This window comes from Mycetohabitans sp. B3, assembly GCF_021498065.1.
Classification (GTDB): domain Bacteria; phylum Pseudomonadota; class Gammaproteobacteria; order Burkholderiales; family Burkholderiaceae; genus Mycetohabitans.
In genome coordinates this window covers 20,272-38,409 of the sequence record NZ_JAHLKN010000020.1, presented here as the reverse complement: position 1 = coordinate 38,409, position 18,138 = coordinate 20,272, and the positions used below count along the sequence as shown (strand labels likewise).

Sequence of the window (18,138 nt, the reverse complement as noted above, 5' to 3'; positions counted from 1 at the left end):
CCACGTTACCCCGTCCGGCCGCTGCCATGTCACCCGCCGGTGACAGGTGGAAAAAATGCCACCTCGCAGCCGTCAGTCAGTCGCGTCGACGGATCGGTCATGACGTGGTCACACGCCATGCGCAACGGGCGCGTGCCCGCCAGTGCGCTTGCCCACGCGCCGCCGCGCGAGCATAGCCACGCGCGCACGTCGCCGACCGTGTTGATATTGTCCGGTACGTCAACCGTTTCCGCGTCCGTGCCGACCGCCTCGCGCACACTTGCAAAAAACCTCAGTTCGATCTTCATTGCCATTGACCGTTGAAAATCCTGTTTCCGCCGCGCGGCCCCTCACCGTCGCTCTGCCACGCCGTCACGCCAGCAGCGTCGAGAAGGGCAGGAAACGCACCATCTCGCCCGCCTGAATCGCGTGCCCGGGCGGATTGTCAATCAATCCGTCCCCCCACACCGTGGATGTCAGCACCGCCGAACTCTGGTTTGGGAACAGGTCGAGTCCCCCAGCGTCGTTGATCCGTGCGCGCAGGAATTCATTGCGGCGATCCGCCTTTTTTTGCGTAAAATCGGCGCGCATATGCAGCACACGAGGCTCGACGCATCCTGTGCCGGCCAGGCATAGGATAAACGGGCGCACGAACAACAGGAATGTCACGAAGCTGGACACCGGATTGCCGGGCAAGCCAATAAAGAACGCTGCGTCGTGCGGCGCATCGGCGCCCAGCGATCCCGCGGCCGCCGGTCGGTGCACCGTGCCGAACGCAAACGGCTTGCCCGGCTTCATCGCAATCTGCCACAGGTGCAGCGAACCTTCAGCTTGAACCGCGGCCCGCACGTGATCCTCTTCGCCCACCGATACGCCGCCGGAGGTGAGGATCAGGTCATGCGCGAGCGCCGCCTCGCGCAGCGCGTCGCGCGTCGCATCGAGCCGGTCCGGCACGATGCCCAGGTCCGTCACGTCGCAGCCGAGTGCGGCCAGCAGCCCACCGAGCGTGAACCGGCTCGAATTGTAGATTGCGCCTTCACGCAATGGCTCGCCAGGCATCGTCAACTCGTCGCCGGTGAAGGCTATCGCGACCCTCGGCCGGCGCGCGACCGGCAGCGTCGCATAGCCGACCGACGCGGCCAGGCCCAACGCCTGCGGCGTTAACCGCATGCCGGCAGGCAAAATCACCGCATCCTTGCGGATATCCGAACCACGCCGGTTGATCCAGTCGCCCATTGGCGGCGCTGCATCGAACACGACCGTCTCGCCGTGCGCCTGTGCCTGCTCCTGTATCACGACCGTGTCAGCGCCCGCGGGTAGTTGCGCTCCGGTGAAAACGCGCGCGGCGGTGCCGGCCTCAAGCGCGCCACCGGGCGCATACCCGGCTGGCACGCGTTGCGACACGCGCATCGGCCGGCCAGCCACGACGTCGCCGGCCCGCACTGCGTAGCCGTCCATCGCGCTGATGTCGGCCGGCGGCACATCGAGCGCCGAGTGAATGTCAGTGGCTAACACGCGGTTCAGCGCGTCCTGCGTCGGTACGGTCTCGATTGCGTCGGGCTGCGCGCATAATGGAAATGCCGCGGCCAGCAGTTGCGCAAGTGCGTCCTGCGTGGCCAGCAGTGGCGGGCGAGCAGCGCCCGTAGCCGTGACAGCGCAGGCCGTTTGACTGGCGCCCACCACCGGCGCAGTATCGTTCGGGATCGACATCGGAGTCGGGCCGGATGTTGACGAATAAAAACGTATTGTAGCCCCGGCGCCGCACCGGTACGCCGCCTAGCCGTCGATCTGCGCGCGAATGAAGTCCTTCACGCGCGCAGCGTCGGCCGGCAACACGGTGAAACGCTGCGGCAACGCCTCCAGTCCGTCAAAGGCCGACGGACGCGGAGGATCCCGATCCAGCGCCTCGCGGATCGTAGCGCCGAACTTGATCGGTTGCGCGGTCTCGAGCACGATCATTGGCACCCCCGGCTCCAGGTATTCGCGCGCCACCTTCACGCCGTCCGCCGTATGCGTGTCGATTATCGCCTGGTAGCGACGGTGGACGTCGCGGATCGTCGCGATTCGGTCCGCGTGCGTGCTGCGACCGGACACGAAACCGAACTCGCGCACGCGGGCAAAATCGCCCGACGCAGCCAAGTCGAACCCGCCCTTGGCCTCGACGTCGCGGAACAACTGCAACACGCGCGCCGAATCGCAGTCCAGTAAGTCAAAGACGAAGCGCTCGAAGTTCGACGCCTTCGAGATGTCCATGCTGGGACTGGTCGTATGGTGGGTTTCAGCCGCGGCGCGCACGCGATAATTACCGGTGCGGAAGAACTCATCAAGCACGTCGTTCTCGTTGGTGGCAACCACTAGCTTGTCGATCGACAAGCCCATCATCCGCGCAATGTGGCCGGCGCACACATTACCGAAATTGCCCGACGGGACTGTAAACGACACGCGCTGGTCGTTGCCGCGCGTCGCCTCGAAATAGCCTCGAAAATAGTAGACAACCTGTGCGACGACCCGGGCCCAGTTGATCGAGTTGACCGTACCGATTTGGTAGCGGGCCTTAAACGCGTGGTCGTTTGAGACGGCCTTGACAATGTCCTGGCAATCGTCGAACACCCCTTCGACCGCGATATTGAAAATATTCGGATCCTGCAAGCTGAACATCTGCGCGGTCTGGAACGCGCTCATCTTGCGATGCGGCGACAGCATAAACACGCGCACGCCTTGCTTACCGCGCATCGCGTATTCGGCGGCGCTGCCGGTGTCGCCAGACGTCGCGCCAAGGATGTTCAATTGCTGGCCCTGACGCGCCAACGCGTGCTCGAACAGGTTGCCGAGCAACTGCATCGCCATGTCCTTGAACGCGAGCGTCGGGCCGTTGGACAGCTCGAGCAGCGCCAGCGGCGCGCCACCCTCGATACCCAGCGTCTTAAGCGGCGTGATGCGCTGCGCATCGCTGCCGTCGCGCACATTTGAGTATACGTCGGCACGATAGGTGCGCCGCGTCAGCGCCCGCAAGTCGTCAGCCGGCATGTCATCGCAGAATTTCGCGAGGACCTCAAATGCCAGGTCCGCATAGGACAGCGTACGCCAGCGGGACAACTCGGCGTCGGACACACGCGGATAATGCGCCGGCAAATACAGGCCACCATCCTTCGCAAGACCGCCGAGTAGGATGTCGGAAAACGAATGGCGCTCGCCGAGCCCGGCGCCGCGTGTGGAAATGTAGTTCATTCGGGAAGGCTCCTGGCGCTCCGGCTACCGGCCGAAGCGATTAGCGTCGGCGTCAGTTCAACGCTTCCATGCGCAGCCGGGTCACGCCCGAGCGCACCGTGGACAACGCTTCGATACGAGAAATCGCCGTATTGATGTTCTTCTCCCGCGTCTCGTGCGTGATCAGGATGATATCGGTCTCGCCCGCCCGGTTTGCGTCGACGACCTCCGACTCCTTTTGCAGCAGCGCATCGATCGAGATGCCTAGGGCCGCGAGGATGCGCGTGATGTCAGCAAGCACGCCGGTCTGGTCCGCGACACGCAGCCGCAAGTAGTAGCTGCTGGTGACCTCGTCGATTGGCAAAATCGGCGTGGTCGCCAACCGGTCCGGTTGGAATGCCAGATGCGGCACGCGATTGTTGGGATCCGCCGTGTGCAGCCGCGTGACGTCGACCAGGTCAGCAACCACGGCCGACGCCGTCGGCTCGGCACCCGCCCCCTTGCCATAGTACAGCGTTGCGCCCACCGCATCGCCGTAGACCAGGACCGCGTTCATCGCGCCCTGCACGTTCGCGATCAGCCGCTTGGCCGGAATCAGCGTCGGATGCACGCGCAACTCGATGCCTTGCGTGGTGCGCCGCGCAATGCCGAGCAGCTTGATCCGGTAGCCAAGTTCCTCCGCGTAGCGAATATCCAGCGCGTCCAGCCGGGTGATGCCCTCGACATAGGCACGCTCGAACTGCACCGGCACGCCGAATGCGATCGCCGCCATGATCGTGGCCTTGTGTGCGGCGTCAATCCCCTCGATGTCGAATGTCGGGTCGGCCTCCGCGTAGCCGAGCCGCTGAGCGTCAACCAGCGCGGTTGTGAAATCCAGGCCGCGCTCGCGCATCTCAGACAGGATGAAGTTAGTGGTGCCGTTGATGATGCCAGCGATATACTGGATGCGGTTCGCCGTCAGACCCTCGCGCAACGCCTTGATGATCGGGATGCCGCCGGCTACCGCCGCTTCGAACGCGACCATCACGCCCTTGGCGCGCGCCGCCTCAAAGATTTCGGTTCCATGCACCGCGAGCAACGCCTTGTTGGCCGTCACCACATGCTTGCCGTTGTGGATCGCACGCAGCACGAGTTCGCGGGCGATGTCAGTGCCACCAATCATTTCCGCAATGATGTCCAGCGACGGATCGTCGACCACCGCGGCAAAGTCCGACGTCAGCGCCACCGTGCCGAGCGCATCGCCCAGCACCTGCTGCGCCTTGGCCGGATTGCGCACCGCGACGCGCGTGATTTCGATTCCGCGGCCGGCCCGACGGCTGATTTCTTCCTGGTTGCGGCGCAACACGTTGAACGTGCCGCTGCCGACCGTGCCAAAGCCCAACAATCCTACTTTGATCGGTTCCATCATCCCGCGTGTGTCATGGTCATTAAAAGGGGGTGCAACGCGCGCGACGCGCTTCACGCGCCCGTACGCTTGCGGTAGCCGTCGAGAAACCGTGCGACACGACTCAGCGAATCGCTCAGGTCATCGACGCTGGGTAGGAATACGACCCGGAAATGGTCAGGAGCGGGCCAGTTGAATCCGGTGCCCTGCACCAGCAGCACCCGCTCTTGCTGCAACAGTTCCAGAATCAGTTGCTGGTCGTCGCGCACCGGATAGACAGCCGGATCCAGCCTGGGAAACATGTATAAGGCCGCCTTCGGCTTGACGACCGACACGCCTGGAATCGCGCTAAGCATATCGTAGGCAAGCTCGCGCTGCTTATACAGGCGCCCGCCCGGCTGGATCAGCTCGTTGATGCTCTGGTAGCCGCCCAGCGCGGTCTGGATCGCATATTGGCCCGGCACGTTCGCGCACAGCCGCATCGATGCGAGGATGCCAAGCCCTTCCAGATAGTCGCTCGCATGCCGCTTGTCGCCGGACACCACCATCCAACCGGCCCGGTAGCCGCAAGACCGGTAGCTCTTGGACAAGCTGTTGAACGTGACGGTGAGCACGTCCTGCGAGAGCGCGCCGACCGACGTGTGCACACCGCCGTCGTAGACGATCTTGTCGTAGACCTCGTCGGAGAACACGATCAGCTGGTGCTGGCGTGCAAGCTCGAGCATCGCCCGCAAGAGATCGTCCGGGTACAGCGCGCCGGTCGGATTGTTCGGGTTAATGATCACCAGGGCGCGCGTATTCGGCGAGATCTTCGCACGCATATCGTCCAGATCCGGCAGCCAGCCGTTGTACTCGTCGCACCGGTAGTGAACCGGCGTGCCGCCCGACAGACTGACCGCCGCGGTCCACAACGGGTAGTCCGGTGCTGGCAACAGCACCTCGTCGCCATCATTGAGCAAGCCTTGCATCGCCATCACGATCAACTCGGACGCGCCATTGCCAATGAAGACGTCTTCGAGCTTGACGCCGGCGATGCCCTTTTGCTGCGTGTAGTGCATGATGGATTTACGCGCTGCGAACACACCCTTCGAATCCGAATAGCCGGACGACTCCGGCAGGTTGCGGATCATGTCGGTGATAATCTCCTCAGGCGCGTCAAAGCCGAACGCAGCAAGATTGCCGATGTTCAGCTTAATGATCCGGTGCCCCTCTTCCTCGAGGCGCTTGGCCTCGTCGAGCACGGGCCCGCGTATGTCGTAACAGACGTTTGACAACTTATTCGATTTCAGGATGGGCTTCACGGCCAACGCTTCGGTAAGAGAGGAATCGGCGCTCACGCTAGAACTTGGCCATCGCCGGATGGCGGCCGGGGCGCCGGGCCGCACATCGCCCGCTGGCGCGGCGCCGCTCGCGCGATCTAGCGGGCTTAACGGACACAAAGGGTATAATTTAGCGGATTCTGGCGTAGTTCCGCAATGCATCAAAAGATCGCGGGTGACTCGCCCGTGGCGGCCGCACGTGCCGCGCGCGGAACTCGCCGGGCCTGCGCGAGTCGTTGCCATTGTCCCATAACTCGCACCAACCGTCTCGCCTGCCGCATACGGCGGGCGCACATGGAACGTTGCATTGAAATTACACCAGGATTCTGCCGACGCCCTGAATACCGTAACCGGTTATGGCGCTGACTATGTCGACGTCAATCTGCAACGCTACGAGCACAGCATTCTGGTCTTCCCGCAGGCGCCGGTCGCGCCGTGGCCAGTGTCCTCGTTCGATGCACTCACGCCCGAGCATTTTGACTCACTGGTTGAGTCCGCCGGCGAATCCGGTGTCGAGGTCGTGATTTTCGGGACCGGCGCACGGCTGCGCTTCGTGCACCCGCGGCTGACCGTGGCGCTGTCGCGCCGGCGCATCGGTATTGAGGCGATGGATTTCCAGGCCGCGTGCCGCACCTATAACATTCTGATGGCCGAGGGCCGCAAGGTCGCGCTCGTGCTGCTGATCGAAAAACCATGAGCGCGAGCCACCATGCGGCGGCCCGTTAACCCGCACCACGGTCCATGACAAGCGGGCGTGCCCATGCGCGCGTCTACTACGACTCCATACTCTCTGAAAAACGGATAGCTGATGCAAGATTTGCTCGACCCGATGCGGCCGACGGCGCCATCGACCGTCCCGCCCAGCGCCTCCAGCAACACGCCGTCGCGCGCGTTGCCGCTGTCGCCAGCGGCCCTGCTGCCGCTCATGCTGCTGTTCGCGCTCGTATGGTTCCTGCAATTGAACTGGCGCCACCTGATCCCAAGCGACGAGGGACGCTACGCGGAAATGGCGCGCGAGATGCTCGTCACCGGCGACTGGATCACCCCGCGCTACAACGGGTATAAGTATTTCGAGAAGCCGCCGCTGCAAACCTGGTTCAACGCCATCACGTTCGCCTGGTTCGGCCTGGGCGAGTGGCAGGCGCGGCTCTATACGGCGCTATGCGGTTTTGCCGGCATCCTGCTGGTGGGCTACACCGGCGCGCGCGTGTTCAATCCGGCTGCCGGGCTGATGGCGGCACTGGTGCTGGCCGCGTCGCCGTACTGGAATCTGATGGGCCACTTCAACGTGCTAGACACAGGCCTGGCGTTTTGGATGGCACTGACGCTGTGCTCGCTACTGCTGGCCCAACGCGCGCACCTGCCGGCCCGCGCACGACGTGGCTGGATGTGGCTGTGCTGGGCGTCAATGGCGCTGGCGGTCCTGTCCAAGGGACTGGTTGGGTTGATCCTGCCGGGCGCGGCGCTGGTGATCTACACCATGGTGGCGCGTGACTGGGCGGTGTGGAAACGGCTCTACCTGATCAGCGGCGCACTAGTCTTTGCCGGGATCGTGCTGCCATGGTTCGTGCTCGTGCAACGCAACAATCCAGAGTTCTTCCATTATTTTTTCATCGTCCAGCAGTTCGAGCGCTACCTGACACCCGCGCAAAACCGGCCCGGGCCATTCTATTATTTCGCTGGCGTGCTGCTTGCGGGCTTCCTGCCTTGGGTCTCGATCGCCGCACAGAGCGTGCGCCAGGGTTGGCGGATGCCGCGCCAGCAGAACGGCTTCGCGCCAGTCACACTGCTGCTGGTGTGGTCCGCGTTCATCTTCTTGTTCTTTAGCGCGTCGCATTCGAAGCTGATCTCGTACACGCTGCCCGTGGCGCCGGCGCTGGCCCTGGTGATCGGCCTGTACCTGCCGGGGATCACGCGCGCGCAATGGCAGCGGCACCTGCTCGGCTACGCAGCGCTCCTGGCCATAGCGGCCGTGGCGGCGTACTTCGCGCTGATCGGACAGGGCGACGCGAAGACGCCGAACGCGCTGTATCGCGAATTCATCGTCTGGGTTGAGATCGCCATCGGCGTCGGCCTCGTGCTGACGCTGCTTGCCAGCTGGCTCGTGCGGCGGCGCGCGCTGCCGCCCGGCGCCGCACCGCATGCCGCGCCAACGGCAACGGCAACGGCAACGAGCATCGTTGTGTTCGGCATCGGCTGGTTCCTGCTCGGCGCCATCGGCGGCAATGGCCACGAGGTGTTCGGACGACAAAGCAGCGGCGCCCTGCTCGCACCGGCGGTCCGGGCAGAGCTGGCGAAGCTGCCGGCCGACACGCCGTTCTACTCGGTGGACATGCTCGACCATACGCTGCCGTTCTATGTCCGCCACACGACCATCATGGTCCAGCACGCGGATGAGCTATGGTTCGGTGCAACGATCGAGCCGAGCAAGTGGATTCCGACAATTGACCAGTGGCGCGCCCGGTGGCATGAGCCCGGACCCGCACTGGCGTTGTTGCCGCCATCGCTGTACGGGCAACTGGCCAACGCCGGCGTGCCAATGCAGGTGATTGCGCGCGACACGCGGCGCGTCGTCGTCGCCAAACCTCAACCGTAAGCCGAGCCTAGATGAATCCGATTTCCCTTGCGTGCATTCTTTCCGGCGTGCTGCTCAACACGTGCGCGCAGCTGTTGCTCAAGGCCGGGGTGAATGCGGTCGGTCATTTTGAATTCTCGGCGGCAAACATCGTGCCGATCAGCGTGCGACTAGTCACGCAGTGGCCGATCATTGGCGGGTTGGCATGCTATGTCGTCAGCGTCGTCGTCTGGATCCTCGGGCTGTCGCGCGTAGACGTGTCGATCGCCTACCCGATGTTGTCGCTCGGCTACGCGGTCAATGCGGTAGCGGCCTGGTACCTGTTCGGCGAGGTCATGTCGGCACAGCGCCTCGTCGGCATCGGTATCATTCTGTTCGGCGTGGTCGTGCTGGCGCGCGGTTGAGCCCATCCAGCCTCCTGAGAGAACTAGATCATACATACCATGAGCGAAACCTCCTTGCCCTTTTTGCCGTTCGTGCGGCCGCACGTCGATGAGGAGACGATTGCCGGCGTCGTCGACGTGCTGCGCAGCGGCTGGATCACGACCGGCCCGCAAAACGCCCGTTTCGAAGCAGCGCTGTCCAAGTACTGCGGCCGGCCGGTGCGAACCTTCAATTCGGGCACCTGCACGATGGAAATCGCACTGCGCATCGCCGGCATCGGGACCGGCGACGAAGTGATCACCACGCCGCTGTCATGGGTGTCCACCAGCAACGTGATCTGCGAGGTGGGCGCGACCCCGATATTCGCCGACATCGACCCGATCACCCGAAACCTGGATCTGGACAAGCTCGAGGCCGCCATCACGCCGCGCACGCGCGCGATCATCCCAGTGTATTTGGCCGGGATGCCGATGGACCTGGAGCGGCTCCATGCGATCGCGCGCACGCACCGGTTGCGCGTGGTCGAGGACGCCGCACAGGCACTCGGCTCAAGCTGGAACGGCCGGCGCGTCGGCACGTGCGGCGACTTCGTGTCATTCAGCTTCCATGCGAACAAGAACATCACATCGATCGAGGGCGGTGCGCTGGTGATGAACCACGATGACGAAGCACGGCTCGCCGAAAAGTATCGGCTGCAGGGCATCACGCGCACCGGCTTTGACGGAATGGAATGCGACGTGCTCGGCGGCAAGTACAATCTGACTGATGTCGCTGCGCGTGTCGGGTTGGGCTCGCTGGCCCGCCTGGACGAAATCACCGCGCAGCGCCGCGCGCTGGCGCGCGCGTATTTTGAGCATTTCGCCGGCGGCGCGGCCATGGCCGCCGGCGTGGAGTTGCCGCCCGCAGACTTCACGAACTCAAATTGGCACATGTTTCAGATCGTGCTGCCATTGGAGCGGCTTACGATCGAGCGCGCCGATTTCATGGCGCAGATGAAGGAGCGCGGTATCGGCACTGGCGTGCACTATCCGCCGATCCACCTATTTAAGCTGTACCGGGAACGAGGCTTCGGCCCAGGCATGTTCCCACACGCGGAGCGCGTTGGGCGGGCGATCGTCACGTTGCCGCTGTTTCCGCAAATGACAATGGCTGACGTGTCGCGCGTCGTGCAAGCCGTCAACGAGATTATTCACCGTCATCAACAATGAATAAACCTGAACTGTCCGTCGTAATCCCCGTCTACAACGAGGAGGCGGGCCTGGCCGCACTGTTTGCACGGCTCTATCCGGCGCTGGACGCGCTGGACTTGACCTACGAAGTGATTTTCATCAACGATGGCAGTCGTGATCGCTCGGCCGTGATGCTGGCCGAGCAGTACCACACACGCCCAGACACCACCCGTGTCGTGCTGCTCAACGGTAACTACGGGCAACACATGGCCATCCTCGCCGGGTTCGAGCAAACGCGCGGCGACATCGTGATCACACTCGATGCGGACTTGCAGAATCCACCGGAGGAAATCGGCAAGCTGGTGGCCAAAATGCGCGAGGGCCACGATTACGTCGGCACGGTCCGGCTGCAGCGGCGCGACAGCCTGTTCCGCCGCAAGGCGTCGGCCGCAATGAACCGGTTGCGCGAGCGCATCACGCGGATCCGGATGGCCGACCAAGGTTGCATGCTGCGCGCGTACAGCCGCCGCATCATCGACACGATCAACCTGTGCGGCGAGATCAACACGTTCATCCCGGCGCTCGCCTACACGTTCGCGCAAAACCCGGTCGAGATCGAGGTAGCGCACGAGGAGCGTTTCGCCGGCGAATCGAAGTATTCGCTGTACAGCTTGATCCGGTTGAACTTCGACTTGGTCACCGGCTTCTCGGTGGTGCCGCTGCAATGGCTGTCGTTCGTCGGCGTGATCCTGTCCAGCGGCTCCGCGGCGCTGTTCCTGCTGCTGCTGGTGCGGCGCTTCATCATTGGCGCGGAAGTTCAGGGCGTGTTCACGCTGTTCGCGATCACGTTCTTCTTGCTCGGCGTGATCATTTTCGCGCTCGGCCTGCTCGGTGAATACATCGGCCGGATCTACCAGCAAGTGCGCGCGCGGCCACGCTATTTGGTGCAGGCGGTGCTGCAGCAGCGCGACAGCGATGCACCAACGCATGACCGCGCGCCGGCTCCCCCGGTGCAGCACGTCGCGCGCGGCGAGCACGCAGATGGCACGGTGAAGTGCGACGCAGATGGTACGGTGGAGCGCGGCCAATGAACGCGCGCGCCGTCGTCTTCGCGTATCACAATGTTGGCGCGCGCTGCCTGCGCGTGCTGCTCGCGCGCGGCGTGGACGTCGCGCTCGTCGTCACGCACCAAGACAATCCACAAGAGCGCATCTGGTTCGAAAGCGTGGCGGCGGTCGCAGCCGACTACGGACTACCGGCAATCACGCCCGCCGATCCACACGCGCCAGAGCTAGCCGAGGCCGTGCGCGCAGTGCAGCCGGATTTCCTGTTCTCGTTCTACTACCGACACATGCTGCCGGACAGCCTGCTCGCGCTGGCGCCGCGCGGCGCATTCAACCTGCACGGCTCGCTGCTACCGAAGTACCGTGGCCGCGTGCCGACCAACTGGGCCGTGCTCAACGGTGAGACCGAAACAGGCGCCACGCTGCACGAGATGACGGTCAAGCCGGACGCCGGGGCGATCGTCGCGCAGACGCCAGTGCCGATCCTGCCGGACGATACCGCGAGCCAGGTGTTCGATAAGGTGACGGTGGCCGCCGAGCAAACATTGTGGCGGGTGCTACCGGCCCTGCTGGCCGGCGACGCACCGCGGCTGCCGAACGATCTGGCCGCGGGCAGCTATTTTGGTGGGCGCAGGCCCGAGGATGGCCGCATTGACTGGAGCCTGCCCGCACAACAGGTCTACAACCTGGTGCGCGCGGTCGCACCGCCGTATCCGGGCGCATTCACCGACGTCAGCGGCGAGCGCTTTATCGTCGCTGCGGCCCGGCTCGCGCGTCATAACGCGGCCAGCACCGCAACATTGCTGCCAGGCTTGCAGGTTTGCGATAATGCGCTATTTGGCGTGTGCGGCGATGGCCGCGCGCTGGCGATCCGGGAACTGCGCCATGTTGGCGACGCCTCCGATCCCACACACGACGAGCGCGTCATCGACGCGGCAACGTTCCTGCGCCTTACTCAATCCTCATCGCATTCATGAAAAAAGTCCTGATCCTCGGCATCAACGGCTTCATCGGCCATCACCTGTCCAAGCGCATCCTCGAAACCACCGATTGGGAAGTCTATGGGATGGACATGCAGAAGGATCGTCTGGGCGGTCTGACGCAACATCCGCGAATGCACTTCTTCGAAGGCGACATCACGATCAACAAGGAATGGGTCGAGTATCACATCCGCAAGTGTGACGTGATCCTGCCGTTGGTCGCGATCGCCACGCCAGCCACCTATGTAAAGCAGCCGCTGCGCGTGTTCGAGCTTGATTTTGAGGCCAACATGCCGATTGTGCGCTCAGCGGTCAAATACGGCAAGCATCTGGTCTTTCCGTCCACTTCCGAGGTGTACGGCATGTGCACCGATGGCGAGTTCGACCCAGAAGCCTCGCCGTTGATCTACGGCCCGATCAACAAGCCGCGCTGGATCTACGCATGCTCGAAGCAGTTGATGGACCGCGTGATTTGGGGCTACGGCATGGAGGGCCTGAATTTCACGCTGTTTCGCCCATTCAACTGGATCGGCCCGGGACTGGACACGATCCACACGCCGAAGGAGGGATCATCGCGCGTGGTCACGCAGTTCCTCGGCCATATCGTGCGGGGCGAGAACATTAGCCTGGTCGACGGCGGCGCGCAAAAACGCGCGTTCACCGACATCGACGACGGCATCTCAGCGCTGGTGCGGATTATCGAGAATCCGGCCGGCATCGCGACCGGCAAAATCTATAATATCGGCAATCCACACAACAATTTCTCGGTGCGCGATCTAGCCGACAAAATGCTGGCGCTGGCGGCAGAGTACCCCGAATATGCGCAGTCTGCACAACAGGTGAAGCTGGTAGAAACCTCGTCGAGCGCCTATTACGGCACCGGCTACCAGGACGTGCAAAACCGCGTGCCGAAGATCGACAATACGAAGCAGGATCTGGCTTGGGCGCCAACGCTGTCGATGGACGACGCGCTGCGCAAGATCTTCGAGGCATACCGCTCGCAGGTCGCCGAAGCCCGCGCGCTGGTCGACTGACGGCGCGGGTTGGCGGCAATGGCCCGCATCGTACTGAAGATCGACGTCGACACGCTGCGCGGCACCCGTGAAGGCGTGCCGAACCTCGTGCGGATGCTCCGGCACGCCGGCGCTGGCGCGACGTTCCTGTTTAGCCTAGGCCCCGACCACACGGGTTGGGCATTGCGCCGGGTATTCCGGCCGGGGTTCCTGCGCAAGGTGTCGCGCACGTCGGTGCTCGAGCACTACGGCATTAAAACGCTCGCCTACGGCGTGTTGCTGCCTGGCCCGGACATCGGCGCGCGCGCGGCGGCGCAGATGCGCGCCACACGCGATGCCGGCTTCGAGGTGGGCATTCATACCTGGGATCACGTATATTGGCAGGATAACGTGCGCACGCGTGAGCGCGCATGGACGATCGCGCAAATGGCGAAAAGCCACGCGCGCTTTGTTGAGGTATTTGGTGAGATGCCGCGTACCCATGGCGCGGCAGGCTGGCAGATGAACGACCATGCATTTCATCAGCTCGACGCGTGGGGCATCCGGTATGCATCCGACGGGCGCGGCCACGGCCCGTACCGGCCGACGGTCAACGGCATGCCGCTTGCGCATGTGCAGCTGCCAACCACCCTGCCGACATTGGACGAAGTGCTCGGGCTGGACGGGTTAAGCGTGGACAACGTCGCCGATTATCTGTTGTCGCTGACGCGGCACGACGGCGTTGACCACGTCTTTACGCTACACGCAGAACTGGAAGGACAGAAGCTTGCCCCCGTGCTCGAACGCCTGCTGGCGGGCTGGCGCGCGCAGGGGCATGCACTGGTGTCGATGGCCGACTATTACGCGACGCTGGACCTGGACTCGCTGCCATCGTACCCTGTCGCGTGGGGCGAGGTGCCGGGCCGCGCCGGCGAGTTGATCATTCAGCCCGATTGAAACAATGGCGCGGCGCGAGCGTCGGTCCGCATCGGTCCTGCTTCGCTGCCGCTGATCATAATAACAGGAGAAATCCGTGCCAAGCATTGCGATCGACCACACCGTTCCCGATTTCACCGCCTCAGCGACGGGTGGCGAATTTACGCTGTCCGCGCTTAGGGGCAACAAGGTCGTTCTCTATTTCTATCCGAAGGACAACACACCAGGCTGCACCACCGAGAGCCTGGCGTTCCGTGACGCGTACCCAGCCTTTAAGCAGGCGGGTGCCGAGATCGTCGGCATCTCGCGCGACAGCGTACGCTCGCATGAGAACTTCCAGCGCAAGCTCGAATTGCCTTTCGTGCTGGTGTCCGATGCCGACGAGACTGTGTGTCAGCTATTCGATGTCGTCAAAATGAAAAAGATGTACGGTAAGCCAGTACGCGGCATCGAGCGCTCGACTTTCCTGCTCGATGCGCAGCGTGTATTGCGCCGCGAGTGGCGCGGCGTGAAGGTGCCCAACCATGTCGATGAGGTGCTAGCCGCCGTGCAAGCGCTGTGACGCAGTGGATGCAGCGCGACATGTGCCCTTTGACGTGAGCGTTTGACGCAGGTTATAGTGGGCCGCAATGAAGGCTAACTCCCTACCTTACCGCCGTGCTCCCCGTCCAAGGGGGTACGGCTTTTTTCTTTGGAGTCACACCGACCTAGGCGAACCGGCACTCATTACATATGACTGACACTGGCGCACGCTACTCGGGGCGCCGCTGCGTCGGCGCCCCGAGTGGCGTGCATCGTTGAACTGATTCCGTCAGAGGAAACCATGCCTTTGCCTACCGCGCCGAGCAAACTCGGAAATCTGCTTTCACCCGACGAATACAAGGCCAAGGTGAAGACGGCCAAGGGCGCCCGCAAGCGCTCGCCCGCCACCGGGCACGACCATGACGACGCTTACGCAAGCCGGGATGACGGTGTCGCATTCGGCGCCGCCGTGCGCGAGCCACTGCCGGCCCTGACATCGCTCGAAGCGGACAATGCAGCATTGCGTGCAGCGTTGCCGGACGAGGAAGTGGTACGCGAGACGCCCACCACGCGCAAGCGTAAGTCGAAGCAGACTGCGGCGCTGCTTCAGCCGTCACGCCCCGTCCCCGACACGATCCCGGCCGAGGTGGCCCGCGACGCGGCCGCGCCGGCGCCCGTCGCGTTGCGCGAGACACCCGCACCGGAACGCGTCACACCACCCACACTTTCCGCCGCGCCGGGCACACGCGGCACGCGGCGACGGGCCAGTGCGCGCGCCGCCGACACGACACGCAAGCTTTTCGTCCTCGACACGAACGTGCTGATGCACGATCCGAGTTGCGTGTTCCGCTTCGAGGAACACGATGTCTACCTGCCGATGATCACGCTCGAGGAACTCGACAACCATAAGAAAGGGATGTCAGAGGTCGCGCGCAATGCCCGACAGGTCAGCCGCACGCTGGACGCGCTGGTGGCCGACGCCGGCGACGCGATGATCACCGGCATTGCGCTGTCGCGGCTGGGCAACCGGGAAGCGGCCGGGCGCCTGTTCTTCCAGACCGAACTCACCGATATTGAACCGGTGGTCGGGCTCCCGCAAGGCAAAGCGGATAACCAGATTCTGGGCGTTGTGCGGGCGCTGCAAGCGCAGATGTCGGAGCGGCAAGTCGTGCTGGTGTCCAAGGACATCAACATGCGCATTAAGGCGCATGCGCTCGGCTTGCCGGCCGAGGACTATTTCAATGACCAGGTCCTCGAAGACAAGGATCTGCTCTACTCGGGCGTGCGTGCGCTACCGCAGGATTTCTGGACGCGGCACGGCAAGGGCATGGAGAGCTGGCAGGATACCAAGACCGGCACCACGTACTACCGGGTCACCGGACCGCTGTGTGCGTCACTGCTGATCAACGAGTTCGTTTATCTCGAGCCCCATAACGGCGAGCCGGCATTCCATGCGGTGGTGCGAGAAATCAACGGCAAGACCGCGTTGCTGCAGACGCTGCGCGACTACGGGCACCACAAGAACAACGTATGGGGCATCACGGCGCGCAACCGCGAGCAGAACTTCGCGCTGAACCTGCTGATGAACCCGGAGGTCGATTTCGTCACGCTGCTCGGCCAGGCCGGTACCGGCAAAACGTTGATGGCATTGGCCGCGGGCCTAGCGCAGGTGCTCGATGAGAAGCGCTACAACGAGATCATCGTCACGCGCGCGACTGTGCCGGTAGGCGAGGACATCGGGTTTCTGCCCGGCACCGAGGAGGAAAAGATGCAGCCTTGGATGGGCGCGTTCGACGACAACCTTGAAGTGTTGCAAAAAACCGACGACACGGCCGGTGAATGGGGGCGCGCCGCCACACAGGAACTGATCCGTTCGCGGCTCAAGGTCAAGAGCATGAACTTCATGCGCGGACGCACCTTTGTCGATAAGTACGTGATCATCGATGAAGCGCAGAATCTGACGCCGAAACAAATGAAGACGTTGGTCACGCGGGCTGGCCCTGGCACGAAGATGATTTGCCTGGGCAACATCGCGCAAATCGACACGCCGTACTTGACAGAAGGCAGTTCGGGCCTGACCTACGTGGTCGATCGCTTCAAGGGGTGGACTCACGGCGGCCACGTCACGCTGGCGCGTGGCGAACGGTCACGCTTGGCAGACTACGCGTCGGACGTGCTGTAGTGTTGTAAAGAACGACGCGGTGATTCCCTCCGCCAACCGACGTCAACTTCCGGCGCCGGATCTAGTGATCCGGCGCTTTTTTTAGGATGCTATGCCGGTCGTCGATACGAAACGCGTATCATCCAGGCGACGTGATTCCCCCACAAACTTAAAGTCCTTTCTTAAGTGTATTGGCCAGACCCAGTGCGGCGGCTATGATTCGGGCATTGCCCCGCCGGAAGGCGGGCGCCTGGTCGCCCGCCCGCTTTTTCATGCGCCTTACCTGGATTGCACTCGCACCCTGCTCCATCGCCGTACTGCTTGCCGCTTGCTCCAGCGTGCAGCAGCCAGTCATGCGCGGAGATGAAGCGCCGGCGGGTGGCTACCGCACGCGCCCATCGTCTGGGCTCGGCTTCGTGGATCACAGCGTCGGCCAGGAGGAAGTGTCGATCCAGGCGATGAGCCTAGTCGGCGTGCGGTATCGCTGGGGAGGCAACACACCAAGCAGCGGCTTCGACTGCAGTGGGCTAGTACGCTACGTGTTGGCGCGTTCGGCGGCGGTCGAGTTGCCGCGAACTACGGCCGAAATGAGCCAACGTGGGCGCCCGATCCAGCCGAACGAAATCGCGCCCGGCGACCTGGTCTTCTTCAACACGTCCGGCCGGCCGCATTCGCACGTCGGCATCTACGTGGGAAACATGCGCTTTGTCAACGCGCCGTCGACCGGTGGCACGGTACGCATCGACTACGTGACGAATCCGTACTGGGCGAAGCGATTCGACGGTATTCGCCGTGTCGCCCCGGTACGCAACGCGCCGAAGAGGCCATTTGACGCACCGACGCTGCTGGCGGCGTCAGCACCACCGACACCGCCGGCCGGCACGAGCAGCGCGATGTCCAACCGGGTGGCGGCTGCCACTGTGGGCGCCATGGCTATCACAGCCAACACGACCACCACTGGTACCGCCGGAGCCCCTGGCACCAAGGCAACAATCGATGCCGGAAGCTCGCGCACAGCCGGTGCGGATACGCGGCACGGAATGGCTTATGCCGCAGGCAAAACCGCGAGCGGCCCGGATGCGTTCAAGCCATCGTCGGTATCCTTCGCACGCACGCAGGCGCGCGGCGTTGGTGCCGTCGAGCCGGACCCGATCGGAGCGATGGCGGCCACCGACGATACATCGTTCGATGCGTTCGAACCGCCCCCGCCGACTGCTGCGACCGCGCGCAGCCAAGCGGCTTCCTGGATCGCCGCGCCGGTCATGTCGGCCACCCCCGATCCTGCCGGCGCGACGGCGAGCGCCGCGCCGGCTGCGAGCAGCCAGGACTACGGGGCCGATACGCCGATGGCCACGCCAGCGCAGGCAGCGGCGGCCAACGATCCCATCGCCCGTTTCGCCCACGGCAACTTCTGAGCGCTAAACCACCCGATCAGCACGGCTCGCGCAGCTAGCCACGGCTTGCAC

Annotated in this window: 16 protein-coding genes; 11 read left to right on the top strand and 5 right to left on the bottom strand. The window is 63.6% G+C overall.

Going from position 1 to position 18,138, the window contains the following annotated elements; genetic code table 11:
* Positions 1-29: 29 nt before the first annotated feature.
* The 5 genes from moaD to KQH55_RS05275 all read right to left on the bottom strand — a co-directional run bounded on the left by moaD (position 30) and on the right by KQH55_RS05275 (position 5,871).
* Positions 30-287 carry a molybdopterin converting factor subunit 1 gene (gene moaD, locus KQH55_RS05295; protein WP_076794939.1) on the bottom strand — a complete coding sequence of 86 codons (258 nt, stop codon included), beginning with the start codon at positions 285-287 and terminating at the stop codon, positions 30-32.
* Positions 288-351: 64 nt separating this feature from the next.
* Complete coding sequence (glp, locus tag KQH55_RS05290) at positions 352-1,602, bottom strand: gephyrin-like molybdotransferase Glp (RefSeq protein ID WP_235090384.1); 1,251 nt, start codon at positions 1,600-1,602, stop codon at positions 352-354.
* Positions 1,603-1,755: 153 nt separating this feature from the next.
* Complete coding sequence (gene thrC, locus KQH55_RS05285; protein WP_076794937.1) at positions 1,756-3,207, bottom strand: threonine synthase; 1,452 nt, start codon at positions 3,205-3,207, stop codon at positions 1,756-1,758.
* A 52-nt stretch (positions 3,208-3,259) separates the two neighbouring features.
* Positions 3,260-4,591 carry a homoserine dehydrogenase gene (locus KQH55_RS05280; RefSeq protein WP_235090331.1) on the bottom strand — a complete coding sequence of 444 codons (1,332 nt, stop codon included), beginning with the start codon at positions 4,589-4,591 and terminating at the stop codon, positions 3,260-3,262.
* A gap of 53 nt (positions 4,592-4,644) precedes the next feature.
* The gene (locus KQH55_RS05275) at positions 4,645-5,871 is read right to left on the bottom strand and encodes a pyridoxal phosphate-dependent aminotransferase (protein ID WP_170872383.1); all 1,227 of its coding nucleotides are present in this window, start codon (positions 5,869-5,871) and stop codon (positions 4,645-4,647) included.
* Positions 5,872-6,196: 325 nt separating this feature from the next.
* Between KQH55_RS05275 and KQH55_RS05270 the strand changes: the two genes are divergently transcribed.
* The 11 genes from KQH55_RS05270 to KQH55_RS05220 all read left to right on the top strand — a co-directional run bounded on the left by KQH55_RS05270 (position 6,197) and on the right by KQH55_RS05220 (position 18,087).
* Positions 6,197-6,586 carry an Mth938-like domain-containing protein gene (locus KQH55_RS05270; RefSeq protein ID WP_076784990.1) on the top strand — a complete coding sequence of 130 codons (390 nt, stop codon included), beginning with the start codon at positions 6,197-6,199 and terminating at the stop codon, positions 6,584-6,586.
* Positions 6,587-6,718: 132 nt separating this feature from the next.
* Positions 6,719-8,485 (top strand): glycosyltransferase family 39 protein, encoded by a 1,767-nt coding sequence (locus KQH55_RS05265; protein WP_235090383.1) that lies wholly within the window; start codon positions 6,719-6,721, stop codon positions 8,483-8,485.
* A gap of 11 nt (positions 8,486-8,496) precedes the next feature.
* Positions 8,497-8,868 carry an SMR family transporter gene (locus tag KQH55_RS05260; RefSeq protein WP_076794933.1) on the top strand — a complete coding sequence of 124 codons (372 nt, stop codon included), beginning with the start codon at positions 8,497-8,499 and terminating at the stop codon, positions 8,866-8,868.
* 39 nt (positions 8,869-8,907) lie between these two features.
* Positions 8,908-10,056: a DegT/DnrJ/EryC1/StrS aminotransferase family protein gene (locus KQH55_RS05255; protein WP_076784992.1), complete on the top strand. Its 1,149-nt coding sequence runs from the start codon at positions 8,908-8,910 to the stop codon at positions 10,054-10,056.
* A complete protein-coding gene (locus tag KQH55_RS05250) occupies positions 10,053-11,108 on the top strand; it encodes a glycosyltransferase (protein ID WP_235090330.1) in 1,056 nt (351 codons plus the stop codon). The genes KQH55_RS05255 and KQH55_RS05250 overlap by 4 nt, the downstream gene beginning before the upstream one ends.
* The gene (locus KQH55_RS05245; RefSeq protein ID WP_076794928.1) at positions 11,105-12,058 is read left to right on the top strand and encodes a formyltransferase; all 954 of its coding nucleotides are present in this window, start codon (positions 11,105-11,107) and stop codon (positions 12,056-12,058) included. The genes KQH55_RS05250 and KQH55_RS05245 overlap by 4 nt, the downstream gene beginning before the upstream one ends.
* Entirely contained in the window at positions 12,055-13,095 is a 1,041-nt protein-coding gene (locus KQH55_RS05240; protein ID WP_076784995.1) for a bifunctional UDP-4-keto-pentose/UDP-xylose synthase, read from the top strand. The genes KQH55_RS05245 and KQH55_RS05240 overlap by 4 nt, the downstream gene beginning before the upstream one ends.
* A gap of 18 nt (positions 13,096-13,113) precedes the next feature.
* Positions 13,114-14,010 (top strand): polysaccharide deacetylase family protein, encoded by an 897-nt coding sequence (locus tag KQH55_RS05235; protein WP_076794925.1) that lies wholly within the window; start codon positions 13,114-13,116, stop codon positions 14,008-14,010.
* Between the two features lie 76 nt (positions 14,011-14,086).
* Positions 14,087-14,551, top strand: coding sequence for a peroxiredoxin (locus KQH55_RS05230; RefSeq protein WP_076784997.1), 465 nt, complete (start codon positions 14,087-14,089; stop codon positions 14,549-14,551).
* Between the two features lie 261 nt (positions 14,552-14,812).
* Entirely contained in the window at positions 14,813-16,693 is a 1,881-nt protein-coding gene (locus tag KQH55_RS05225) for a PhoH family protein (protein ID WP_076794923.1), read from the top strand.
* A gap of 332 nt (positions 16,694-17,025) precedes the next feature.
* A complete protein-coding gene (locus KQH55_RS05220) occupies positions 17,026-18,087 on the top strand; it encodes a C40 family peptidase (protein ID WP_235090329.1) in 1,062 nt (353 codons plus the stop codon).
* Positions 18,088-18,138: the final 51 nt, after the last annotated feature.

What these genes read in the sequence shown, in the direction of transcription:
- moaD (WP_076794939.1), bottom strand. Translation starts at nt 287, where the DNA reads ATGAAGATCGAACTGAGGTTTTTTGCAAGTGTGCGCGAGGCGGTCGGC.
- thrC (WP_076794937.1), bottom strand. Translation starts at nt 3,207, where the DNA reads ATGAACTACATTTCCACACGCGGCGCCGGGCTCGGCGAGCGCCATTCG.
- KQH55_RS05280 (WP_235090331.1), bottom strand. Translation starts at nt 4,591, where the DNA reads ATGGAACCGATCAAAGTAGGATTGTTGGGCTTTGGCACGGTCGGCAGC.
- KQH55_RS05265 (WP_235090383.1), top strand. Translation starts at nt 6,719, where the DNA reads ATGCGGCCGACGGCGCCATCGACCGTCCCGCCCAGCGCCTCCAGCAAC.
- KQH55_RS05260 (WP_076794933.1), top strand. Translation starts at nt 8,497, where the DNA reads ATGAATCCGATTTCCCTTGCGTGCATTCTTTCCGGCGTGCTGCTCAAC.
- KQH55_RS05255 (WP_076784992.1), top strand. Translation starts at nt 8,908, where the DNA reads ATGAGCGAAACCTCCTTGCCCTTTTTGCCGTTCGTGCGGCCGCACGTC.
- KQH55_RS05250 (WP_235090330.1), top strand. Translation starts at nt 10,053, where the DNA reads ATGAATAAACCTGAACTGTCCGTCGTAATCCCCGTCTACAACGAGGAG.
- KQH55_RS05245 (WP_076794928.1), top strand. Translation starts at nt 11,105, where the DNA reads ATGAACGCGCGCGCCGTCGTCTTCGCGTATCACAATGTTGGCGCGCGC.
- KQH55_RS05240 (WP_076784995.1), top strand. Translation starts at nt 12,055, where the DNA reads ATGAAAAAAGTCCTGATCCTCGGCATCAACGGCTTCATCGGCCATCAC.
- KQH55_RS05235 (WP_076794925.1), top strand. Translation starts at nt 13,114, where the DNA reads ATGGCCCGCATCGTACTGAAGATCGACGTCGACACGCTGCGCGGCACC.
- KQH55_RS05225 (WP_076794923.1), top strand. Translation starts at nt 14,813, where the DNA reads ATGCCTTTGCCTACCGCGCCGAGCAAACTCGGAAATCTGCTTTCACCC.
- KQH55_RS05220 (WP_235090329.1), top strand. Translation starts at nt 17,026, where the DNA reads ATGCGCGGAGATGAAGCGCCGGCGGGTGGCTACCGCACGCGCCCATCG.